Origin of the sequence: Paenibacillus sp. 1182 (genome assembly GCF_017833915.1) — a bacterium.
Classification (GTDB): domain Bacteria; phylum Bacillota; class Bacilli; order Paenibacillales; family Paenibacillaceae; genus Paenibacillus; species Paenibacillus polymyxa_D.
The window spans coordinates 1-21,603 of record NZ_JAFICR010000016.1 but is presented as its reverse complement, the minus strand read 5'-3'; the positions used below and the strand labels follow the sequence as shown (position 1 = coordinate 21,603).

20 protein-coding genes and 1 pseudogene are annotated in these 21,603 nt (G+C 42.9%); 3 read left to right on the top strand and 18 right to left on the bottom strand.

Features of this window, described 5'->3' with window-relative positions; all coding sequences use genetic code 11:
• Window positions 1-37 precede the first annotated feature (37 nt).
• Window positions 38-1,042, top strand: coding sequence for a hypothetical protein (locus JOD82_RS24815; protein ID WP_209950137.1), 1,005 nt, complete (start codon window positions 38-40; stop codon window positions 1,040-1,042).
• 128 nt (window positions 1,043-1,170) lie between these two features.
• Here the strand turns inward: JOD82_RS24815 and JOD82_RS24810 are convergent, their stop codons facing one another.
• The 4 genes from JOD82_RS24810 to JOD82_RS24795 all read right to left on the bottom strand — a co-directional run bounded on the left by JOD82_RS24810 (window position 1,171) and on the right by JOD82_RS24795 (window position 4,188).
• Window positions 1,171-1,572: a hypothetical protein gene (locus JOD82_RS24810; protein WP_029515491.1), complete on the bottom strand. Its 402-nt coding sequence runs from the start codon at window positions 1,570-1,572 to the stop codon at window positions 1,171-1,173.
• Between the two features lie 22 nt (window positions 1,573-1,594).
• Window positions 1,595-1,921: a hypothetical protein gene (locus JOD82_RS24805; RefSeq protein WP_029515492.1), complete on the bottom strand. Its 327-nt coding sequence runs from the start codon at window positions 1,919-1,921 to the stop codon at window positions 1,595-1,597.
• Window positions 1,922-2,015: 94 nt separating this feature from the next.
• The gene (locus JOD82_RS29380) at window positions 2,016-2,870 is read right to left on the bottom strand and encodes a CbrC family protein (protein ID WP_245249136.1); all 855 of its coding nucleotides are present in this window, start codon (window positions 2,868-2,870) and stop codon (window positions 2,016-2,018) included.
• Window positions 2,871-2,985: 115 nt separating this feature from the next.
• On the bottom strand, window positions 2,986-4,188 hold the full coding sequence (locus JOD82_RS24795) for an MFS transporter (protein ID WP_029515494.1): 1,203 nt from the start codon (window positions 4,186-4,188) through the stop codon (window positions 2,986-2,988).
• Window positions 4,189-4,548: 360 nt separating this feature from the next.
• On the opposite strand from JOD82_RS24795, the gene JOD82_RS24790 reads away from it, so the two are divergent.
• On the top strand, window positions 4,549-6,309 hold the full coding sequence (locus JOD82_RS24790; RefSeq protein WP_029515495.1) for a methyl-accepting chemotaxis protein: 1,761 nt from the start codon (window positions 4,549-4,551) through the stop codon (window positions 6,307-6,309).
• A gap of 301 nt (window positions 6,310-6,610) precedes the next feature.
• Entirely contained in the window at window positions 6,611-8,179 is a 1,569-nt protein-coding gene (locus JOD82_RS24785; RefSeq protein ID WP_209950136.1) for an S-layer homology domain-containing protein, read from the top strand.
• Window positions 8,180-8,269: 90 nt separating this feature from the next.
• Here the strand turns inward: JOD82_RS24785 and JOD82_RS24780 are convergent, their stop codons facing one another.
• From JOD82_RS24780 to JOD82_RS24715, 14 genes and pseudogenes are all read right to left on the bottom strand, one after another.
• Window positions 8,270-9,232: a helix-turn-helix domain-containing protein gene (locus tag JOD82_RS24780; protein WP_165149763.1), complete on the bottom strand. Its 963-nt coding sequence runs from the start codon at window positions 9,230-9,232 to the stop codon at window positions 8,270-8,272.
• A gap of 130 nt (window positions 9,233-9,362) precedes the next feature.
• The gene (locus JOD82_RS24775) at window positions 9,363-9,758 is read right to left on the bottom strand and encodes a hypothetical protein (RefSeq protein WP_209950135.1); all 396 of its coding nucleotides are present in this window, start codon (window positions 9,756-9,758) and stop codon (window positions 9,363-9,365) included.
• Window positions 9,759-9,792: 34 nt separating this feature from the next.
• Window positions 9,793-10,776, bottom strand: coding sequence for a sensor domain-containing diguanylate cyclase (locus JOD82_RS24770; RefSeq protein ID WP_069010508.1), 984 nt, complete (start codon window positions 10,774-10,776; stop codon window positions 9,793-9,795).
• Window positions 10,777-10,800: 24 nt separating this feature from the next.
• The gene (locus JOD82_RS24765; RefSeq protein ID WP_069010507.1) at window positions 10,801-11,607 is read right to left on the bottom strand and encodes an alpha/beta fold hydrolase; all 807 of its coding nucleotides are present in this window, start codon (window positions 11,605-11,607) and stop codon (window positions 10,801-10,803) included.
• An 86-nt stretch (window positions 11,608-11,693) separates the two neighbouring features.
• Window positions 11,694-12,044 carry a hypothetical protein gene (locus JOD82_RS24760; RefSeq protein WP_029515501.1) on the bottom strand — a complete coding sequence of 117 codons (351 nt, stop codon included), beginning with the start codon at window positions 12,042-12,044 and terminating at the stop codon, window positions 11,694-11,696.
• 13 nt (window positions 12,045-12,057) lie between these two features.
• Window positions 12,058-12,221: pseudogene (locus JOD82_RS24755) on the bottom strand (methyl-accepting chemotaxis protein); the annotation flags it as partial.
• 146 nt (window positions 12,222-12,367) lie between these two features.
• Complete coding sequence (locus tag JOD82_RS24750) at window positions 12,368-13,825, bottom strand: glycoside hydrolase family 1 protein (protein WP_069010506.1); 1,458 nt, start codon at window positions 13,823-13,825, stop codon at window positions 12,368-12,370.
• 30 nt (window positions 13,826-13,855) lie between these two features.
• Complete coding sequence (locus tag JOD82_RS24745; RefSeq protein WP_209950134.1) at window positions 13,856-15,769, bottom strand: beta-glucoside-specific PTS transporter subunit IIABC; 1,914 nt, start codon at window positions 15,767-15,769, stop codon at window positions 13,856-13,858.
• 107 nt (window positions 15,770-15,876) lie between these two features.
• On the bottom strand, window positions 15,877-16,710 hold the full coding sequence (licT, locus tag JOD82_RS24740) for a BglG family transcription antiterminator LicT (protein ID WP_029515504.1): 834 nt from the start codon (window positions 16,708-16,710) through the stop codon (window positions 15,877-15,879).
• Window positions 16,711-17,295: 585 nt separating this feature from the next.
• Window positions 17,296-18,312: a GTP 3',8-cyclase MoaA gene (gene moaA / locus JOD82_RS24735; protein ID WP_029515505.1), complete on the bottom strand. Its 1,017-nt coding sequence runs from the start codon at window positions 18,310-18,312 to the stop codon at window positions 17,296-17,298.
• A gap of 37 nt (window positions 18,313-18,349) precedes the next feature.
• A complete protein-coding gene (locus JOD82_RS24730; protein ID WP_029515506.1) occupies window positions 18,350-18,583 on the bottom strand; it encodes a MoaD/ThiS family protein in 234 nt (77 codons plus the stop codon).
• A complete protein-coding gene (locus JOD82_RS24725; RefSeq protein ID WP_209950133.1) occupies window positions 18,576-19,019 on the bottom strand; it encodes a molybdenum cofactor biosynthesis protein MoaE in 444 nt (147 codons plus the stop codon). Before JOD82_RS24725 ends, JOD82_RS24730 begins: the two co-directional genes overlap by 8 nt.
• Window positions 19,020-19,103: 84 nt before the next feature.
• Window positions 19,104-20,123 (bottom strand): ThiF family adenylyltransferase, encoded by a 1,020-nt coding sequence (locus JOD82_RS24720; protein WP_069010503.1) that lies wholly within the window; start codon window positions 20,121-20,123, stop codon window positions 19,104-19,106.
• Window positions 20,116-21,270, bottom strand: a complete 1,155-nt coding sequence (locus tag JOD82_RS24715) for a nitrate/nitrite transporter (RefSeq protein WP_029515509.1) — start codon at window positions 21,268-21,270, stop codon at window positions 20,116-20,118. Before JOD82_RS24715 ends, JOD82_RS24720 begins: the two co-directional genes overlap by 8 nt.
• Window positions 21,271-21,603 lie beyond the last annotated feature (333 nt).

Sequence of the window (21,603 nt, the reverse complement as noted above, 5' to 3'; positions counted from 1 at the left end):
TAGTATTAAGCCGATCAGTGAAAGGAGAATTACAGTAATGGAAACGAACTACAAAAAGCTGCTGGATCAGATGATGGCACCCTATGATAAAATGCTGCAGAGTCTAATAAGTGATCACGCCGATTTTTCGAAGGTTGACTATTTGGAGCAACACAGTGAGGAATATGGAAAAAGTGATGCCAATTATACCCATCGCTTGAAGGTGCTTTTGGCTTTGTATAATCGTGAGGATCGAGATTCCCCGCATTACGAACCGATTGTGAGAAGGCTGCTCGTTAATGAGATTATAGATAGGGAAACGAACAGTTTTCAGGGGATTGGCGATGCTCTATACTATGCCGTTTTTTTACTGCAAAAGTATGAGCGTGAACAGGACCAAATTTTGTTCCAGCAGGCCAAGAAAGCCAATTTCGATACATACGCCGGGTTTGATCCTGAGTTGATTTTGGAAACATATTTATTCAGCAAAGATACAGCTGATCTTGAAGATTGCATCAATATCGCGAGTGAACTCGGGGAAGATGTATACCTATCATTATTTATTGATTTGTGGATCAGAGAGCAGACGGATTGGGACAAAGAAAATTTGCGGACACTCGTTTATCATGAGAGATGGCGCAACCATCCAGAAGGTGAAATTGAAGCCCTCAAAAAGCTGGCTGAAATGGAGAAAATAGAAGAAAATTCTAGTAACTACTGTTCTACTGCATCCAGCTTGGCAGAAAAGCTCATTGAAACAGGACGATGGGATGAAGCTTGGGAAACGATGGCAACCATCATTCCGCTTATTACTAAGGAAAAAGAATGGTTCCTGTACGGACTTGGCCGCAATATAATTACAGCCTGTATCCACATCATCATGCATTTTGGAGCAAAAAGCCGACAGGCTACTTCGTTATGGCAAACGATAAAAGGGGTTCTTCAACCTGCCGCTAACAATATGGGGACCATTCAATATCAGCTTGCTGTATCTGTCAGCAAATTTATGGGTGATACCAAATTGGAGCAAAAGTTACTCCGGATTCGGAAGCAACGTCAATAATCCAGTTGCCATAAGGAGCCTGTCGCATGCAATGTAAAGAACGAGGCATTTGACCCAGCAGCTCGCTTTCCAGTTGCCCCTCGAAGCGAGGGGCAGCGAAAATACGGATTGCAGTGCATTGCCTTCCTCTACAGATTTCCGGTCACGATAATACCATCTGCTTGCTTCAAATGCGCTCTGACCCATGCTGTAAAGGAATCGATAAATATGCGTAATTCTGGCTCCTTGGCAGGCCAAGCATCCAATTCTGTTAATATTTCATGCCATACCGACGCCTGAATCGGATTATCCCAGCAGGCATCAAAAGCCTCATACGTTTCCCCCGTGTCAGGATCGACAAGTGGGTATTTGGACTTTAACACAGACAGCACGATATCAAAGTCATCTGCGTAGATGAAGATCATCTCCTCCAGCTTTGGCTCATCTGTATCCCCATAGCGCAGCGGTTCAAAAGTATATCCAATATTGGCTCTTGGACCACTATAGCGATAGATTAGTGTCTGAATCTCTGTTTTTCCTTTCTTAGTCACTCTCTCTTACTCCTCTCTTCGGCTACAACTCGAACCAATCCGCAGCGCATTTCTCTTCTTCCAGTGCCCTACACATTCCTTCCCTCAACCCCATCGCATCTCCGCCGCCGATATGAAATAGACAATAGATATAAGGTTCATCATCTTCTAACCCTTCAATATTTCTTGCCTCTTCCACTGAAATCTGAAGCGCTTCAGGCCAATCAGAATTATTCTGAAGCAGAACAAAACCATCCTCATCCCTTTGCATCCGATATCCGTCAATCCTAGGCAATGCTTCAGCTAAGCGTTCCATTAGTGCTTTAATATCCTTAACATCTGCGACCTTAATTCCATACTCCCACCCCATCTGCATTCCTCCAATTTTATGAACTCCTCCTTAATTAGAACTACCCCTAAATTGGGTTTCACCTTCTCATTCACCTCAGGAAATTCACTTGGATTCAGTCATAGTCCGCATATAAGAGGTATTCCTTACAATGCCTGCACTGAAATAAATAACCCCGAAACGATCCGTCACGTTCCATGCTTTCTCGTATTCGACTCTTAGCCTCTTTTTCATTATACAAAGCCAGAATAAGCATAACCATCAGTTTGACATCATTTTCTATTTCTCTACTGACAAGTTCCTTCCAGCCAACAAAATCTATAAAAACACAGTAGTCATCACAGTGATCCAGCCACGCGGCGGTCTGCCATGCCTCATAACCGGGAGTCCGATGCAGTAGCTCATCCAGCTTTGGTTCCTCCAATTGTGCACAGCAAGCAGGGTCATGAAATGTTCCCTGTAGCATGCTCGCAGCGCTACCATTCGCAATACACCAAGGACAGATCGCCTCATAAGATAATGCTGTATAAAAGGGACCCGCGTACCAGATATCGGTCTGCCGTCCACAACAGGAACACGTTTTCAAAAAGCCTGATTTAAGGATCTGAGTGCGTACAGGGTCTTGATGATAAGTAAACACAGGGAGATCGGAAGTTTTCTTGCGCTTGGCTACTTTGATTAAAGGCTTAATCACCGGCAGTCGAATCGGGCTATTAATCATCTCTTGAATACTCCACTGTTTCTTCAAATCTGCTTTATTTTTCCGGTTCATGACGGACATAAAAACCTCTAGCGCCTCTTCGTATTGATGCAGGTGAAGATACAACTCTGTCAAAATTCTGGCAGCCTGCTCGCTTTCTAAGCCCTCAAGCTCTTCCTTCAATTGGTACATGGCTTGTACAGCCTCGGGACTGGGTGCGTACAAACTATATCTTTTGTTTAGTGCCACCCATTTTTGCTGGATTTCCATAAGCCCCCCACTTCCTTCTGATTTTCCTGAAATTTCTTATAACTTATTATAATAGATATAGGCTTCCGGTGAGTATACCCCGGAAGCCTATGGATTCATCTAACCAATCTTTTATTTATTTTGCCTTATGAGGAACAGGCTCACTATTCCCGTTTCTTTTTCTCACTACCCACATAATAACAGCCATAACAGCTACCAAGACTGCTATAAGCGTAAAGGGAATATATTTGTCCACTCGATACAAGGTGGTCGTCAAAATAGGAGCAATGATCGCGGAAATTCCCTGTACCGCAGCTACCAGCCCCGCTGCTCCCCCTTGCTGCTCTTGACTGACTGAAAGCGAAGCACCTGCCATAAAACCGGGCATCAGTAAGCCTGTGCCTATGCCAAACATAAAGAACGCTGCATAGTAAACGACCAAGCTGGCTGAAATCAGAAATAATGCCATTCCAGCAATCAGGAATAGAGAACCAAGTAAAATCATCGGCTTAGGCTGCCATTTAAGCCATTTCATCTGGATGATCTGCACAATCAGCATCGCTGCCCCGGAGAACATAAGTCCAAAGGACACGACTCTTGCTGTTTCTTCGGATGTAAGACCTAACTGATCTTGAAAATAAAAACCACCTATAACCTGAATAGTCACAATACTTATCATCGTAACCAAGCCTGCAAACAAATACATTCTTAGACCTGGCTGGAGGGGGTTAATTCGAGCGGGTTTTTGCTGAATAACGGGCTGGGCCGCCGGAATCGCCAGCAGAGACACCACGAATGCAACAGCGGCAATGACAATTCCAAAATATAAGGGCCATAACAGCCCTATTAAAGTAAAGGCACCTGCAATCGCGGGACCAAATACCAGCCCAAGCCCATTCGCCGCACTAATAATAGCCATACCACTTCCACGCTCTTCTCCTTCCGTTACATCTCCCATATAAGCTTGGGACGATGACAACACCGCCGGGATAAAGCCACCAATTAAGCCGCGTGTAACAATCAGCAGGACTAACAGCAGCCCCCCACTGAGCCAACCATTTAATCCTGCAAAAAGAGTAAGTGTAAACAACAGGCAGCTTACACACATCCCTATGAAACCAAGCAGAATCACCGGCTTGCGTCCCTTTGCATCACTTAGATTTCCCCATACTGGAGCCATTAAGGCCATCGTTATAGAACCAAGCGATATAATTAATCCGGAATGGCTTTCTCTTAAGCCTAATTCACGAATAAGGGGCGGCATAATTGGAGCAATGAGCATGAGCCCTAGCATAGCCACAAATACACTGAAAAAGATGCTCCCTTTTATTCTATTCATCCTCGCACACTCCTCTGTTAAAGATTCTCTCTATGCAGAAGTATACGGAGCATACCAAAACGCTACTGCCTATAGACGGATAAATTTGCGGTTAAACGGATTTAATTTTGCGTATAAAACAGCAGCCAGTCTTCAGACAGTAAAAAATGGCCTGCATTCTATGGCCCAATGGGCGTCGTTAATTATAGAGTCGCTCTTTCGTTGTGAAATGAACTACATCGGTCTCTTCATCGCTGACTGGATGGAAGGGCTTCATTTCCTGGCATGTTATTACGATATATGATGTACAGTCTTTTGCCTTTAGTAATTAGCGTAGCTGTGGGTTGAGTCTGTATATCGATGTCTAAGGGGGAAATCTCAGTGAAAACAAAAATAGGATCAATCATGAAGGTAAGATCGTTAAGAACGAAGTTAACCATAATGTGCTTGATTATTTTAATTGTACCCACATTCGTGATTGGAATCAGTTCTTATGTTGTTTCCAAGAATGAAATGAATGAATCAGGCAAAGTAGCACTTAAGAATAGTGTGCAAATGGTAATTGGTATGATTAGTTTCCTCAATGGGCAAGTCGAAGCCGGTAATTTAACATTGGAAGAAGCACAGGAAAAACTGCGCATCGAGCTGCTCGGTGTAAAAGATGCTAATAACAAAAGACCGGTAAAGATTAAATATACTGTAGGTAAAACAGGTTATCCGTGGGCAGTCAACCAAGATGCCGTTTCAGTGATGAACCCTTCAAATGAAGGCCAGGATTTAATAAATGCCGTATCGGAAGACGGTGTGCATGTGGGAAAAGAGTTTGTAGAAGCCGGTACAAACGGCGGTGGATTCGTCACTTATAAATGGGCTTTACCTGGTACAGATCAAGTGGAGACGAAAATTTCGTACGTTGAAAGGGATCCTTATTGGGGATGGATCATCGGTTCTGGAGCATATTTTAACGAATTTAACAGCGGGGCGACCAAGGTCCTTTATATTGTCCTGATTATTACGACTATTGCAGTTATTCTGGGAGCAATTATCGTAAGCTTTGTTTCGGGACGTTTTACGAAGCCTATTATCATGATTGCAAAGCGGCTTAACTCAGTTGCGGACGGTGATTTAACGGTCGAAGAAGTCAAAATGAATTCAAAAGATGAGGTTGGCGAGCTGGCACAGGATTTCAATCATATGATTAAAAATATTAGATATTTGATCGGTGAAGTAAACCTGTCCACAAAGCAGGTAGCAGCTTCCTCGAAAGAATTAACCCTTGGTGCAGAGCATACTGGGCAGGCAACCGAGCATATCACCATCGCGATTCAAGAATCGGCGGCCGGTGCGAAGGAGCAGCAACTGATGCTCCAGAAGACAACCAGCTCGCTTGAAGAAATTTCAATAGGCATGCAGCGGATCACGGATAGCTCCTTGACTATTGCTGAATCGTCTGCAGACGCGATGGAAATGGCGAGCCTTGGCGGTACTGCTGTACAACATACGGTGAAGCAAATGGACTTGATTAACCATTCCGTCAATGAAACCGATGCGGTTATGAGGATGCTGGATGAACGTACTCAACAGATCGACACGATGCTGCATGCCATTACGGATATCGCACAGCAGACCAATCTGCTTGCCTTAAATGCTTCGATTGAGGCTGCCCGTGCAGGCGAAGAAGGCCGCGGTTTCTCCGTAGTTGCTTCAGAGGTAAGAAAACTGGCCGAACAATCGAACCAGTCTTCTGGGCAGATTTCTGAGTTGATTCAGAATATGCGCAAAGATATGGAGCATTCGCTTCGGACCATGGAACGCGTAAAACAGGATGTCGACTCCGGCATTAAAATTGCTAATGAGACGGAGCAGCAGTTTAACAAAATTGTGACGTCCACCAATCATATCGCACAGCAAACGGAAGAGCTCGCGAGCATCACGGAGCAAATAACCGCAAGTGTCCAGGAAATTTCAGCAAGCGGAGAAAACGTATCGAGTCTGGCGCTTCAAGCGGCGGACAACTCGCAGAATATTGCAGCGTCTGCAGAGGAGCAGCTAGCTTCGATGCAGCAGATCACCAGCCTGGCAACGACCTTGTCGGATATGTCACAGAAATTACAGGATCTGACGGTCAAATTTAAATACTAACGGAATAATTCTTTCCAAAATATCACGCTAAACTGTCATTCATATTATGAGGTCAACCAGTTTTTTCTGGTTGACCCTTTTCGCATTTGCTCTGAGAAATTACGGAAAAGCTCGCAAATCGTGATCCCCTTCTAGCGATGTGAATTGAGCACGCGGTTTTTGTCGATTTGGTTCAGAATTGGTTCAGAGGCATTTAGTATAGTAAATCAGTAATGTAAGAAAGAAAATTATATTAGTAGGTTAGTCATCATGGAGGATTTAGTCAGTTCATCGTGACACCGGAATTTTATGGAGGAAGTTTATGCGTAAAATCAAGTCTTTTTGTTTATCTTATCTTGCTGTTATCGTCTTATTTGGAACCTGGACATGGAGTTTTTCCGAGAGTACTGTGTATGCAACCTCCTCACCAGCACCTAGTGTAACGGATGCGGTGTATGCTACTGAAACCACGGTAACGAGTTGGACAAATCCTTCTAAACAAGGTCAATCCGTAACGTTTAGCATCAAAACCATCTCAACCCCACAAATTACGAAAGATTTAACCGGCTCGGTTATCCTTATGGACGGTACGGATATATTAGATACGCTGACGATGAGACCAAATGGCATTGCGAATGGATATGCCACTGCGACCTACACCACAAGCGATTTAAGTGTGGGAAGTCACCCAATTACTGCTATATATAGTGGGGATGCTCGATTTGCCCCCAGTACATCTGAGCCATACATTCAGGTCGTAAATGCATCTGCGCCTACACCTTCACTGAGACCTACAGTAACTACAATATTGAGTTCGCTGAATCCGTCTAATCAAGGTCAGGAAGTAAGGTTTAGCTTGAGGACAACCTCAAACCCACAAACTTCGGGCGATTTAACCGGAACGGTCATCCTTATGGACGGCACGAATATATTAGATACGCTGACGATGGAGCCAGTGGGCATTTCGAATGGCTATGCCAATGCGTACTACACTACAAGCAACTTAAGTGTGGGAAGTCACGCAATTACTGCTATATACAGTGGGGATGCTCGATTCGCGCCGAGCACCTCTGATGCCTATATACAGGTTGTAAATGTAAATGGAAATGCAGGCACGGGTGATATTAGCAATAACGACAGCAGCAGTAGCAATAAAAAAGATAAGAAGGATAACGCGGATAGCAGTGACTCATCTTCTTCAAGTGAAACAACCGCATCTTCATCACCATCGGCTTCTTCAACGGTTTTACCGACTGCGGAAATCATGCCAGTAGAGCAATCCGAGGTTGCGCATGAAAAATATATAACGGGTTATCAGGATGGTACATTCCGACCGGACCAGTCAATTACACGAGCTGAAACCGCCGCGATGATGGCTAGGATTATGAAGTTGGAGACAAAAGAAGGCTCAACGACATACAAAGATGTACCTAGCACGTATTGGGCAAAGGATTCGATTATAGCACTTACGACACAGCACCTTATGAATGGATATGCAGATGGAACATTTCGACCAGAGCAACCCATTACCCGTGCAGAAATGGCAGCAATACTCGCATCCTGGAAGCAGCTTAAAGGAACGCAAACCACAGCGTCTCCTTATACCGATATCGAAAAGCATTGGGCAAGGGATTCCATTGTAGCGTTAGCTAATGCAGGATGGATTACCGGCTATAACGATAACAGCTTCCAACCCAATAAATATATAACACGAGTAGAAACGGTTACCATTTTGAACACGATCTTAAAACGAGGACCCCTGGAAGGAACCATTCAGGCTACATGGAAGGATGTACCAACAGATTACTGGGCATTCAAAAATATTGAAGAAGCGTCTCGTACCCATACTTCAACCATCAATACAGATGGCATTGAAACTTTCGTGAAATAAGCACCAAATAAAAAGTCTGGAATCCTATCTATACAGGGTTCCAGCTTTTTGTTACCTTGATATTTTTTTAAAATGGTCAAAACAGAATTTTTAAAATACTTTCTTCAAAGATGATGGTTTCACTCCGTATTCCCGAAAAAATTGCTCTGAAAATGCACTCACATTACTGTATCCTACAGCCATCGCAGCTTCTGTTACATTGCTTTCCTGGCTTCTAAGCAGCTTCATCGCATAATCAAGACGAATTTGGCGCAAATATTCAAATACAGTCGTTCCAAAACATGCTTTGAATCCTTTTTTTAATTTAAAATCGTTTAATCCAATTCTTTTGGATAATGCGATCAGTGAAGGAGGATCAATCATGCTGGATTCAAGGATTTGCCGAGCCATATGCAACTTTCTGACATCTTCTTTAGATAAGCCTTCGGGCATGGGAGTTAAATCAAATAATTGAATCATAAACCTATTCAAAATCTCTAGTGCCGCTGCTTCCATTAATAAAGGCGATCTATGCACACTTTTCAAATCTTTGATCAAATGTTCAATCATCACTATACTTCTGTGATCCAGCTCAAAACTAAGGTGATGGAACGCAGCACCCTTCAGAATTTGTTTAAATTCAATAGCTACCTGGCGACGAGCCGCCAACTGTGAAGCCGCATAATTAAACAACGAAACAGGAATGCCAAGTGCAAAGGATTGGTATTGTTCGTTAATCGGAGGATGAAAACGTGCTTTGAAATCCTGTAAAAAAATAAGAGCACCCCACCCTATCGGGAGCGTGTAGTCCAGACCAGCTATATTCACATGACGTTGACCCGAAAGTGCAAATTGAAGTTCAATCATTTGTCCTTTGGAAGCAAAGTTCGTCTGGTAAGGCTCGTGATATTGGATATGCGAATACACAATCTCGATACCGCTGTAAGTCGTAACTCTGTAGATATGTCCGTCACCTGCTTCCGGTAACATCATATACGTATGCTCGTTTTGTTTTCTAAACGGAGTTTTTTCCAAATAATGCTGATATATTAATGATAACGAATTTGAATTCACAAGCGTCCACCTCAAAGGTTTTCATTCATTTTGATGATTCAAATGAGAATCGTTATCATTAATATTAGCTGAATTTGAACGATTTGACCAGACTTATTGGAGTATGCTGTGAAGATATCCGGGGAATCTATTAATCCCAATCCATATAAAACGTTGCTTTCAATTTGCCCTTCTCACATGCTGGGCAACTCAAATGAACAGGCACATTGTTTTCAATGTGTTCCTGCTCCATAACACTCGCGCATCTAGGACAAGCATAAGAAATCCTGTACTGGGATGAGTCCGATTTCATCTCTATAAACAATTCATTGCGTATAGTCTTGCAGACTGGGCATACATACAGAGCCTTATAAGCATCATATCTCGTCGAAGGGTCGCCTATGAATTCCTCAATACGTCGTTTAAGGGCAGCAACTTGCACAAACGAAGCAATGGATTCCAAACTCATATATGCAAAACCAAATCCTACAAATACGTTCCCAGTATAAGTACAGGTATCACAGACCAGCTTGTACGCTTCCCCCATTTGTATCCCTCCACATCAATCATTCTTTTTATATCTATCTCTTTACGAGATTTACTGAATGAGTGACCCGGTTTCTCCCGCCACTTTTGGAAGCATACAGAGCTAAATCCGCTTGATGAACAATTGTTTGTTCCGTATCCGCTTGCGTAACCGTTGCCACGCCAATACTCACAGTAATGCTGTATTCTCCCCAATCCCTTGAGGCCGTCATGGAACGATATTTTTCTGCCGTACGAATGGCTTCCTCTTGATCGTTGCCCGGAAGAATAATGACAAACTCCTCGCCACCATAACGAGCGACAATATCCATCTCCCGTGACATGGATTGCAGTAATTCTGCCAGATTCGTAAGCACCAGATCGCCCACCGGATGACCATAAGTATCGTTAATACTTTTGAAACGATCAATATCAATGATAAGCAGCGAAAAAGATATTCCGCTCTCATGAAAGGACGCGAGGCTAGCTAGTAATTGATCTTGGAAATACCTTCTATTTTTGAGGCCAGTTAACGGGTCCGTGGATGCCATCGTTTCAAGCTGGAGATTGATCCTTACTAGCTCCTGCTGTTTGATTTCATATTCTTCGTGCAACCGTTCAAGCTTCTGATTCGCTTCATTCGTGGCCTGATATAATTCCTGAAGCTTGGTTTTGGTCTGCAGGATATCTCTCTCATGTTCAATTCGCTTACGCATCATAAGCACGACACAATCAATAACCGTTTCTCCGTTTCGTTCCTGACGAACCCCGTTCAGAAGTACAGGCACATCCTGTCGATCACTTGTCCGAAACGAAAAGTACATCTCATCGACATGCCCGTACAACTGAATATAGGGATAAAAATAAGTATGAAAAAATAGCTTGTTGGTAACAGACATTGTCATTTCAATCGGCCATCCGAGCAATTGATCGCGTTCATAAAGAAGCATGTCCAATAACGTTTGGTTTACCGATTGAATGATCCCAGCGTCCGAAATTGAAAAGTATCCACAGGGAGCTTTATCTAATTGAATATCCATTAAATGACTGCCTTTCTTTCGATATTACACACTAGCTAAATATTCTTTGATTAAATCGCTCGTTTCTCCTGGTTGGCTTAAATGAGGATAATGCCCCTTTGCTCTCATCTGCTGAAGTCTGCTATTTCTAAGATGGGTGTGTAAATAGTCCCCTACCTCAATCGGAGCAATACTATCATCTGAGCACTGGAGTATAAGTGTAGGAACCGAAGCATGCTGAAGATCAACACGGCAATCTGAAAAAAATGTAACCTCTGCGAATTGCCGTGCAATATGAGGATCTCTTGAACAAAATGCCTTTTCCAATTCTTCGGTTAAGTCCCCTCGCTCGGGATTCTGCATAGCAATGGGCGCCATGTAACTAGCCCAGCCAATAAAGTTCATTTGCATCATATCCAGTAATTCATCAATATCACTCTTATCGAAGCCCCCATAATAAGAAGGCAGGTCATTCACATAGCGTGGAGAAGGACCGAGCATGACAATGCGTTCAAAATATTGAGGGCTGCGGATCGATGCGAGCATTCCGATCATGCTGCTAACGGAGTGTCCGACGAATATGGTATTTCTTAAGTCTAACGCTTCCATAATATCCAGCACATCCTGGGCATACCCTTGCAAGTCACTGTATTTTTGGGAATCATAGTACTTTATTTGAGAATCTCCCGAACCAACATAATCAAATAAGACGATTTGGTAGTTGTCGATAAAGCTAGGGACGATATAACGCCACATATCCTGGTCGCATCCAAAGCCGTGAGCAAACACAATCGTCTGGCTACCTGTGCCTAGCACTTTTATATTATTACGTAGGAGAATATCAACGGTCATTGTGAATCACCTCTCTGAGGTAGTATCTGTTCTATGGCTTCTCTTCCCTATTATATCGGAAAAGTTTCGATTATGGATAATGACTCTCATTCATAAATCCAGCGTTCAATGATCCCTTTTACCTTGTGCACATGTTGCTGTGATAAGGAACAAATAATAACCAATTCGTTTTTCCCATTTGTATCTAACCAATAGTGAACGTCATCCTCTTCATTAACCGTTTCTTGAATGATTCTGATGGATTTATGACTTATTTTTGATTTAGCCGAAAAAATGGGGTTCATATCCATAACTTTCTGACCATTAGAAAAGGATGTGTTGTAATAAGGAATCACCCAGTTCTCCTTATCCTGATCTTGTACTACATTTAGAAATACACGCACCCAATAATCCTCTAGTTCTGTGTAACTCTGTTCATTCAACTCATTCAAATTCATACATGTAACCACCCATCTTATACACTGGTTGTCTGACGGCTTGCAAGGATTGTTCAATACGCCCTGTTGCTTCCTTGGTGCCCGTAGACATTTTGCGGATTTCTGTAGCGACAACCCCAAAACCTGCTCCTGCGTCACCCACCCGAGCAGCTTCAATCCAGCATTTAATCCAAGCAGGTAATATGTATCCACTTCCTCAAATTTTGATATCAGCCCTACCCTCTATTTCGTCATTTTCACCCCATGTATTTAGTGAAGCAGCGCGTACCGATTAAAATTGGCACGCGCTGATGGTATGACTTTTATGAAACAGGTACTAAGATTTAATCCAGCTGCTCTCCATTGGTTTCGATCACATTCTTATACCAATAAAAGCTCTTCTTTCTGGATCTGGCAAGTGTCCCTTTGCCTTCATTATCCTTATCGACGTATATAAACCCATAACGCTTTTTCATTTCTCCGGTTCCCGCACTGACCAGATCAATACATCCCCATGGCGTATACCCTATTAGGTCCACTCCATCAGCAATTGCTTCTTTCATTTGCTCAATGTGTTGCTTCAGGTAATCAATTCGATAATCATCGTGAATGAAGCCATCTTCTTCCACTGTATCTACGGCGCCAAGACCATTTTCAACAACCATTAACGGGATTTCATATCGGTTATAAATATTATTGAGGGACCATCTCAATCCCTGTGGATCGATCTGCCAATCCCAGGCACTTGCTTTTAAATGAGGATTCTTTAAGCCCATAGATAAATTCCCTCCCACCTTCTCCTGGTTAGGATCGGCACTGACACAAGTAGAAGAATAATAGCTGAAAGTATAGAAATCTACGCAGCCTTCTTTTAAGATGTCCTCATCTCCTTCTTGCATTGTGATCTGAATATTATGATCTCTAAAATAGCGTTTGGCAAATCCCGGATAAGCTCCTCTTACTTGGACATCTGAGCATAGGAAATTACTTAAGTTATCCTTTTGTTGAGCCAGCAGAATATCATCAGGATGACATGTAAGTGGGTAGGAACACATATAAGCAATCATACAACCGATTTTAAAGTCCTTGTTGATTTCATGACCCAGCTTTACAGCCTTTGCACTGGCAATAAATTGATGATGCAACGCCTGATACAGAACCTGCTCATCCTTCACTATAGCATGGGCTAGCTCTCCATTCCCCTCCGGCATCATAGCTCCAGCCATGAATGCTCCAAATGACAAGGTTAAAATATTGATTTCATTAAAGGTTAACCAGTATTTTACGACATTTTTGTATCTGTTAAAAAGCACTTCACAATATCTCACATAAAAATCTACGACTCTGCGATCTGACCAACCATTATATTTTTGGGTCAAATGAAACGGTGCTTCATAATGTGAGATTGTAACCAAAGGCTCAATATTGTACTTTTTCAATTCTGCGAATACACGATCATAGAACTGCAAGCCTTGCTCATTCGGCTCTGCATCATCTCCGTTAGGAAATATTCTTGACCACGCAATGGACATCCTAAAGACCTTGAATCCCATCTCTGCAAATAAGCGGATATCCTCTTGATAGCGGTGGAAAAAATCAATAGCCTCGTGACTCGGGTAGTTCACTCCTTCTTCCAGCATAGGTGTAATTCTTCGGGAAGTCGTATGCGTTCCAGCCGTAATCACATCAGCAGTGCTTAAGCCTTTACCTTCTTCATTATATCCACCTTCAAATTGGTTGGCAGCCGTTGCACCTCCCCATAAAAATCCTTGTGGAAATTCCAATGTAGTTGTATTTTTCATTGTTTAATTCCTCCTCAACATTAATTAGGATTAGACTACGACGGTCAATAAGTCCTCTTGATACTCAATTGCCTTTTTCTCTGTTTCAATGACATCCAGGTAATTCGTAGTATTGGCAACGATAACAGGTGTGGTCAAAACATAACCAGCCTCTTTTATAGCTTCCATATCAAACTCCATAAGCAGCTCGCCTTTTTTAACAGCATCCCCCTGTTTTACTTTAGGATAAAAGTGTTTGCCTTTTAATTTGACCGTATCTTTGCCTACATGGATGAGGACCTCAACACCGTGGTCACTTGTAATGCCAATCGCATGACCTGACGAAAATAATGATGTTAATACACCATCTACAGGTGAAACGACCTTACCTTCAGAAGGTTCAATGGCAATCCCTTTACCCAAGGCACCTGTCGAAAAGGCTTCATCTGTTACTTCAGATAAAGACTTCACTTCACCTTTTAATGGACTCATCACCGTCTCTTGTTTTACTAAAACTTCTCCTTTAGCTGCTCCCGAGGTGTTATCTTCCTTTTTAGCTTCTTTCACTTCATCATCTTTAAATCCGCCAAAGAACATAAGCAAGAAGCCTAATACAAAGCTTACCAGGATACCGATAACAGCCCCATAAAATCCGCTGTCTATTCCTGCCGGACTGATATAGCTCGGGATAGCAAAAATACCCAATCCACCAATGATATAACCTTTCGTTCCCATCATTCCTATAATACCGCCGCCTACTGCAGATGCTATGCAGCTTAAAATAAATGGTTTCTTACGTGGTAATGTAATCCCGTAAATCGCTGGTTCTGTCACACCAAAAATCCCGGAGATGACAGCTGGAATGGAAAGTGATCTCAGTTTTACATTTTTGGTTTTAAACAAAATTGCCAGTACGACGCCCGTCTGAGCAAAGGAAGCTCCCAGCGTAGCCGCAAGAATCGGATCGAATTTAAGCACGGCTAAGTTGTTCATAGCGATAGGAACAAGTCCCCAGTGTAATCCAAAGATAACAAACACTTGCCAGAAAGCGCCCATGATTATGCCTTCAATCATTGGACTTAAGTTATACACAAAGAGGGTTGCTGCCCCAAGCAGTTGACCTGCCCAAGTCGAGAGAGGTCCAATCACAATCAATGCTAAGGGTACAATAACTAACAATGTGAAAAACGGAACCAAAAATGTTCTCACTACGCTAGGGATTACCTTTTTAAAGAAATTTTCTATTTTTGAGCCTACATAGGTGGATATGATAATCGGAAGAACTGTTGACGCATAACTCATCAGAATGACCGGAATGCCTAAGAAGGTGATATATACCGGTGACTCAAATATAGTACCGCTAAATAGAGTGTATAGTGGTTTGCCCGAGGCTGTTATCATGCTAAATGTGGGGTACACAAGGGATGCACCTATAGCCATACCTATGAAAATGTTGGCATTGAACTTTTTAGCTGACGTATACCCCAGGAAAATAGGAAAGAAGTAAAATAAACAATCACCTAAAGCATTGAGAATTTGATAGGTACCCGATGTAGTGGTCAGCCAGCCCAAAGCTACAAATAGGGCAGTGAAGCCCTTAATCATACCTGTGGCACTTAAGACACCTAACGTGGGTGTAAATACACCTGAAATAGTATCAATGAATCTATTGAACAAACTCATTTTTTCACCAGATGCTTCTTCTGAATCTCCTGTCTGAAAACCACCCACAGCAGTAACATCAGCATAAACCTCAGGTACATGGTTACCTATAACAACCTGGTATTGCCCGCCACTCTTTACCACAGTGACAACACCATCCATATTTTTCAAAACCTCTGTATTGGCTTTACTTTCATCTTTTAGTTTGAAGCGCAAGCGTGTAATACAATGAGTTAGACTATTCACATTTTCTTTGCCGCCGACATTTCTGATGATGTCTTTTGCTAATGTCTCATACTTCATTGTAATTTCCCCTTTAATTGTATTTATAAAAAAAGGCGAAACCAAAATAGATCAAATTCGATCTAGGTTGGTTTCGCCTGCATTACCAGTAACAATCCAAGAGTTATTCAATTTTGTCTTTGGGTCACACGCTGAATATGAATCGTGATATACAGCTTTTCCTCATCTGACAATACCATATCCAAGTATTTCTCAATCTTCAGCATGCAGCCATAAGCCTTTTTGTACTTTGCTTTCACTTGCCTCCATAAAAAGTCGTCTTCCAGTTCTACTTTTTCTTTTTTATTTAATCGCTGAAAGAAGAATCTTAAATGTGTAATAAATCGCTCATAACTGATCGAGTGTTCATCTATGGTGGTATTATAAGAGTATTTAATAATATTCAAGATGTCGTGTATTTTTTGAGTTTGCTGAGCAACATCTGCTACCTTGTTGTAGGAGCTGTTTACTTGAGCATTGATTAAATGAAGAGCAATATTACCTGCTTCATCTTCTGACAATCGTTTGCCTGTTTCGTCTTCAATAAACTCCAGTGCTTTTAAGCCAACCGCAAATTCTTTAGGATAAAATTTTTTGATCTCCCAAATTAACGGATTTGCATTTTTAAACCCTTCATCAAACATTTTAAATGCATTGTTCATGTGATCCGTAAGCGAAACATATATATAATCGCTCAATTGTACTTCTAATATGCTTTTTCCATATTCAATGATGTCATAGCATAACGAAACATATTCTGATGGAACATCCTCTAACAATAACTTAAATTTCTCTGAAGCATCTTTATGTTTAAGCACAAAGACCTTTTCAATTAGATGCTCTTCTACTTGTTCGCCTGCATTCTTTTTGAATGCAATACCACGACCCATAACAACAAATTCATCTCTTTTTTGATCTTTGGCTATTATGGCGTTGTTATTAAAGATCTTCGTTATGATCATCTAACTGCCCCCCTTATCCCATCAAATTTAAAAAAGGATTTAGATGCTGGGCGAAATTTCAGATAGGTCACAAGATGGTAATAGCCGATCAAATCTTCGTCGTAAATCAAATTCAAATGTATTGATTTACAATTCCGTGTTATGAAAACGCATTCATAATAAGAGACAAAGCCTTACGTTTTCCATCATTGATCTTGAGTGCTCCCAAACCGATCTGATATTCCGTTCTGAAAATGGATATAGTCGGTTAACCACGTCCCATGACATCATTTTTGGGATGTCGATTCGTTGGTCGACGTCATCATCTTTGTTGTTCAGCACTTGTAAGGCTTTATATCACTCACCTTTCTGCGTTATGGCTGGGCAGATTTTCATATCATGCAGGATATCGCAAAGCATGTATTCTAAAAAGAAAAGGCAAAACCCAACACATGGAAATTGAATTCCATGCCTCGGGTTTTGCCTTTTCAGTAACAATCCCAAAATCATAATAACATCGAATTTAAGTTTTGCCAACAAAAATGTTTGCGCTTTCTTTTTCGGAGCAACCACATCAAATACAACACACTATCATGGTATAAAATGTCATCCGCCAATGTAGGACATGTTAATCTTTTTTTTGTTGTTAGCTGTCTGCTCCGTACGTTCATCGGAATACCGGTCTGTACGTTGTTCCCATACTGAAGTAATCACATCGAGTAGTTCCTGGTCATCCGCTTCATTACGAAGCATCTGGCGTAAATCGAATCCGCCTGAAGCAAACAAACATGTATAAAACTTGCCATCGCACGATAAGCGGGCGCGTGTACAAGACGAACAAAATGATTCAGAAACCGAAGTAATAAAACCAATCTGTGCGTCGCTGTCTTTATAACGGTAACGTTTTGCCACTTCTCCAAAGTAATCCCGATCCATCGGCTCCAGCTCGTACGCATTCTTAAGTCGTTCAACAATTTGTTTTTTGGTTAGTACCTTTTTGAAGCTCCATCCGTTGTCATTCCCTACATCCATAAACTCGATAAAGCGAAGGGTTATTCCCTGCTCCTTAAAATAAGCGGCCATCGGCAAAATCTCCGAGTCATTAACGCCTTTTTGAACGACCATATTGACCTTGATTTCAAAGCCGATTTCTCTTGCATATTCGATCTGCTTCAAAATAAAATCAGGCTTAATCCCCCGCCCATTCAATCGCCCAAATAGCTCAGGGTCCAGAGCGTCCAGACTGACATTAAGCCGTCGTAGCCCCGCGTCATAGAGAGGCTTAGCCTGCTGTCCTAGCAGCACACCATTGGTGGTCAAGCCGATATCTTCCACTCCGTCAATGGACAGGATTTGGGAGACCAGGTCGGATAGATTCCTGCGCATTAATGGTTCGCCGCCCGTGAGTCGGATCTTTTTTACACCCAGGGATACAAAGAGCTTCGTTAGCCGGTGTATCTCTTCAAACGACAGACATTCATTTTGAGGAAGAAAGGCGTAATCGTCACCGAATATTTCTTTGGGCATGCAATAGGAACAACGGAAATTGCAGCGGTCTGTAACCGATATACGCAGGTCACGAATTGGCCGCTGCAACGTGTCTTTCAGTGGATAAAAATTCATACGCCCTCTCCTTTCTAGTTGTTTAGCATCGTTATTATTAGCCACCGCTGACTGGGGGAATGAAGGCTGCAATGTCTCCATCCTGTAATACATCCGTAGACAACGCATACTCCTCGTTTATCGCAATTCGCACAGACTCGATCGGCATATCTGGATATTGATCTGTTATCCAATTGGATAAATCGCCTACCGTTTGGCCCGCCAAATCTGCCAATTCTTCTGTTTTTCCCGTCACCTCACGGAGTCCCGCAAAGTAGTACAGCTTAATCATGACTGATCTCCCCCGGCTTTTTCTTTTGATCTCCGACCCACTGCGTTCCATCTTCCCAAATCTCTCGTTTCCAAATAGGAACTATTTCTTTAATTCGTTCGATCGCGTATTCATTTGCCTCATACGCATCCGAACGGTGAGGTGAAGAAACGGCAATGACAACGGCGATATCACCGATTTGAAGCTTGCCAATGCGGTGCGCGATTGCCACTCGCGTCCCTTCCCATTTCTGTTCGATTTCGCGACCAATCTCTGTGAGTTTTTTTTGGGCCATGGGGACATAGGCCTCATAAGCAAGGTATAAGGTCCGTACGCCTTGAGTCCATTCTCGTACGTGCCCTGTAAAAATAGTCACCGCTCCTGCTTCCGGCCTTAGGACATAATCCGCATAACCCTGCGGGATAATGGGCTCCGTCACGATTTCAAATACACTCATCTTTTCCACCTTCCAGCCCCCGGACAATCCACTCTCCGGTGACAGACTCTTTAAATATTTCTGCTTTTTGTATCTATATCTCATTTAACCGAACAGCTGATGATATAGTTTTTGACCGTTGGCAACACTCCGTACACCGTGTATGAGAAGCCTTCCGTTTTTGAATAAAATCATTCGATGCTTAAAAGCATAAAATTCAACGAAATAAGGGGTTCTTTTTACACGATCTGCTATAAGCCTGCCCATTTTTTCTGCATCATCGAGCGTGATCGGACGTTGTGGGTCTGGAAGAACCTGTACCACGTTCCGTCCGCACAGAGCAGCATACGCCGAGCGACGTGATGCTGTCAGTGCAGGAAACGTAGGATGTTCTCCACAGGCTGGACAATCTTGGTTACGGATGCGGGAAATCCCTATGTCCATCTGCGTGTTCTCCCATAGATCAAATAGATGAACCTTGCGACGCATCTTATCACGTCCGCCGCTCAGCCACTTCATGGCTTCTGCACATTGGAGGGCGGCTGTCACCTGGACTGCGGGTGAGATGATTCCAGCCGTATCGCAGGTCTGATTGATCGCAGGCAGCGATGGCAGAAGGCAGCGTAAACAAGCTGACTCGCCCGGCACGAATGGAAAAACAACGCCTGTGCTTCCAACACAGGCTCCATAAATCCATGGAATTCCTGCCTTCAGTGCAGCATCGTTGATCAGCAGACGAGTTTCGAAATTGTCCGTAGCATCCATCAGTAATATACTCTTGCTGGCAAGTTCTAGAACAAGCTCAGCATCTAAATTATCGAGATATGTGTGCAAGCGCACGTCTTCTCGTATGGCTTTCAGCCTTTTTTCGGCTGCCATAACCTTGGGCTGCATTTCCGCGGCGTCCTGCTCCGTGAACAGCTGCTGACGTTGCAGATTCGACATCTCTACGTAATCCCTGTCAACAAGATGGAGCTCCCCAACGCCCGCTCTTACCAGTGTTTCGGCGATGGCAGAACCCAGTGCCCCGCAACCGATAATGGTGACGACAGCAGCGGATAGATTACGCTGCCCTTCGCCACCAATGGGTCTAAATAAGATCTGTCTGGAATAACGCTCATTCATTAGATTGTGTCCCTTGATAATACAGCCATATGACGAGGATCAGGCTAGCCAGCGCCACTTGGGAGAGCAGCATGAATCCAATGGAGTAATGGCCAGTAGCGGCATGAATCGTCGACAACAAGATCGGAGGGAAAAAGCCACCGAGACCGCCCATCATGGATACAATTCCGTTAACTATACCTGCTTGTTTATTAAAATAAAATGGAACTAGCTTGAAGATGACGCCATTCCCTACTCCAGCACATACAGCGATCGCCAAGCAGCCTACTGTATAAAGGGTGATCCCTGGTGAAAAAGCCAAAAGAATCGCAGCGACCGTATAAACAGAGAACGTGCCTACCAGCAGGAACAGAGGCTGAAACCGATCCGCCAGCCAGCCACCGATAGGGCGGAAGAAAGTAGCAATCGCAATAAAGCCAGCTGTACGCATCCCTGCATCCACTTTGGTCAGTTCAAAATTTGATACCAGGAAATTCGGCAAGTACACCGTGAACGCTACAAATGAGCCAAATGTAATAAAATAAAAGAGCGAGAAAAACCAAAGCTTCTCATTTTTATAAACCCCTTTGATCTGCTCCATAATGGGCGTCTTCACTTTAGCTTCATGACGATCCCCAAAGAAGAAATTCAAAACGATAAAAACAAGCAGCAGAATGAGATACAGCTTCACTGTAGGGGCCCAGCCGATTTGGGTAGCCACAATAGGGGCCGAGAAGGTAGTGACGGCTGTTCCCAAGTTTCCTATACCATACATTCCATTTACAAACCCATGCTTTTCCTTTGGATAATACTTCGGCAGCGAAGTCACCCCAACCGAGAACACAGCTCCTCCAATCCCAAGGAACAAGCCACCAATAATTAAATCCGTCATCGTAGAAGCTTCACTGATATAGTAGACGGGAAACAAAAGCAAAATAAAGCTAACGAGAAAAACGATTCTTGCTCCGAAGATGTTGGCATAATAACCAAGCGGGATGCGCAGAATCGAACCAAGCACGACCGGAATCGCCGTGACCATGGCCAATTTTCCGGGCGGAATAGCAATATCCTCCGTAATGAACGGCATAAGCGAAGAAATGATAACCCATACCATGAATCCAAGAATCAAGTTCAATGTTTGTAACGGTAACTGCATTTTTCTAATCATTTAACTCACCTTTTCAACGTTTTTTCTGTCGAATTATTAAATTGAATTTCTGTCCCCATTGTAGCCGCTAGCCGATCTGTTCGAATATAGGGGACTCCCCTTTACCCGACAGGGGACTCCCTGAAAATATAAAAAAGCCGCTTCTATAGGAAGCGGCTTCAGATTGTCGAGAAACCCCGTCATTTTGAGACGTGGGTTTCTTTTTCACATCATAATGCTCTGGTCTCTGGAGAAGCAGGGGGGGTTACCCCTGTTTCTCCAGGCGATCTAGGTGGATCGCCATCTTCTTCATGTTCTGCACGGCTGCCGTCATAAGGGCTTGTTCCCTGACGT